Origin of the sequence: Nocardiopsis sp. TNDT3 (assembly GCF_003427465.1) — a bacterium.
GTDB lineage: Bacteria > Actinomycetota > Actinomycetes > Streptosporangiales > Streptosporangiaceae > Nocardiopsis > Nocardiopsis dassonvillei.
Map to the genome: position 1 here is coordinate 1 of NZ_QPFC01001188.1, position 2447 is coordinate 2447.

Genomic DNA, 2447 nt, shown 5'->3' on the forward strand with positions numbered 1-2447 from the left:
GGTACGGGGTGGGGAGGGAGCCGTCAGCCCTCGAAGTTGATGTCCCGGTGGGACTCCCAGGGGTGGTCGAAGTCCTCCGAGCTGTCCAGGTCGTTCTGCGCGATCTCCGCGGCGCCCGCCTGGACGTTGTCGGCCAGGGACAGGCCGAGCGACTGGACGTCGATGAGCGCCTGCGCGGTGTTCTCCTTGAACGCGCTGAACCCGGCCCTGACGTCGTCGTGGCCCGAGACGCTCTCGGCGTCCTCCATGAGGAGGTCGAACGCGTCGGCGAGTCCGGCCATGGCGGCCGCGAGTGTTTCGGCGTACTCGCCGCCCCGCATCCCCTCGATCGGGTTGCCGCCCGCTTCGGTGGTCATGTGGGGGTCTCCTCTCTCCTCGAACGCGGGACCCGCGGGGAGGGGGGCACGGCGCCCTCCCCGCACGGAAGGCCCGTCCGCGGCCGTCGGGGCCGCCGGAACGGGTCCGGATGACGGGTGGGACGCGCGGACGGGGGCAGGAGTTCCGCCGATCCCCTGAACTGTGGGGATGCTACCTGGATAGATGCCGCATGTGTACCTTTCGCCCCGGGATGTTAGCTCCTTGTTCAGCCGACGCCGGGGTTCGGGGGGTCCGGAACCAGCACGGGGCTCCGGACCCGGGTCCGCTCAGGACACCAGCCACACGAAGCCGTACTGGGCCCCCGTCAGGATGACGGCCGTCGCGGCCAGGACGACCAGGGAGAGGTGGATCCGCCCGGCCGGGCGCAGCCACCCCCTGACCCAGGCGGTCACGGCCACGGCCGCGGTGGCCAGGGTGAGCGGGACGGCGACGGCGAGCGGCAGGGTGAGCGCGAGGGACTCGCTGAAGATCCACTGCTGGAGCGTGTGGCTGTCGAACAGTCCGTACGCGACGAGTCCGACGGCGACGAAGCAGCTCAGCGCGGTCAGCGAGGCCAGCGCCCGGGCCAGGACGGTGAACCGGTCCGGTGCGCGGCGGAACTGCACGAACGCGGTGAACAGGACGAGCAGTCCGGCGGCGGCGACCACGCCGTGCGTGATCGGGCTGGTCAGCGGGGTGGTCCGCTCGTAGACCTGGGTGGCGTTGGTGTCCGTGGCCAGGGCGACGACCTCGCCGTCCTCCTCCAGGAAGGTCAGCCGGTCCGCGCCGTTCTGCGCGGCCATCCGCCCCCCGCCGAGGGGCAGCCAGCGGTCGTCCGCGGCCATCGGGCCGCTGACGGAGAGGGTGCCGTCCCCGGCGTCGCGCACGGTCATGTTGTCGAAGAGGGAGACGATCTGGCCGGGCCCGCTGGCGGAGCGGCGGCTGCTGACGTAGGTGCCCGTGTAGGCGCCGAGGTCGGCGCCGGTGTCGGCCTCCCCGGACGGCGCGGCCTGCGGGTCGAACGTGTCCCAGAACTCCTGGGCCACCGTCATCCGCAGGTCCTCCAGGGGGTTTCCCGGAACGGAGTCGTCGCCGTTGACCGCGACGAACATCCCGGCGTCGATCCCGGGGATCAGGGTGTAGGCGGTGTGCATGCCGTCCAGGTCGCCGGCGTGGCCGATGACCGGGGAGTCCCCGCCCCGCCACTGGTAGGTGCCGTAGCCCACCGCGGGGGCCTCCGGGTGGGACTCGTGCTGGCTCGCCAGCATCTGCTCGGCCACCCCGGCGGGCAGCACGCGCTCGCCGTCGATCTCGCCGTCGCCCAGCAGGGCCAGCATGAACCGGGCCATGTCGTCGGTCGAGGCGAGGGAGGCGCCCGCGGGGGCCTGGGAGACGTGCAGGTCCCCGGCCTTGCTGCCGTCGGGCAGGTGGAACGCCGGGACCTCGTAGACCTCGCGGGCGTCGTAGATCTGGAGGAACGCGCTCCTGTCCATGCCCAGCGGCTCGAACAGGTTCCGGGCGACGTACTCCTCGAAGGGCTGGCCGCTCACCTCCTGGACGACGTACCCGGCCAGGCCGTTGCCGTGGTTGGAGTAGGCGGTGAACCGACCGGGCTCGTAGAGCTCCTCGGGCTTGAGGGTGCTGTACACCTCCTCGAGGTCCAGGTGCCGTTCGGTGTCCCCGGCCGAGGGGAAGTCCAACACCTCCGCGAACCCCGCGGTGTGGGTGAGCAGGTGGTGCATCGTGACGCCGTCCATGGGCAGCCGGGCGGCCTCGGGCAGGTAGGTGTTGACGTCCTCGTGCAGGTCGATCTCCCCCTCCTCGGCCAGGAGGAGGGCGGCGGCCGCGGTGAAGGACTTGGACACCGAGCCGGTGGGAAGCGTGTGGACCGTGTGGTCCATGGGGGTCTGGGTGGCGAGGTCGGCGTACCCGTGGGAGGCGGAGGCGACCTGCTCGCCCCCGGCCACGACGGTCACGGCGACGCCGGGCGCCCCGTGCTCCTCCAGCAGTTCGGCGACGCGGGTGTCCACGAACTCCCGCGCGGTCTCGGGGTTGAGCGGCACGGCCTCGGCCGGGGCGGTCGGCGGGGC

At 72.4% G+C, this 2447-nt stretch carries 2 protein-coding genes; both read right to left on the bottom strand.

Features of this window, described 5'->3' with window-relative positions; all coding sequences use genetic code 11:
* Positions 1-23: 23 nt before the first annotated feature.
* Positions 24-356: a hypothetical protein gene (locus tag DQW06_RS25590; protein ID WP_117199452.1), complete on the bottom strand. Its 333-nt coding sequence runs from the start codon at positions 354-356 to the stop codon at positions 24-26.
* A gap of 288 nt (positions 357-644) precedes the next feature.
* A partial coding sequence (locus DQW06_RS25595; RefSeq protein ID WP_157983604.1) for a serine hydrolase occupies positions 645-2447 on the bottom strand: 1803 nt, incomplete at its 5' end.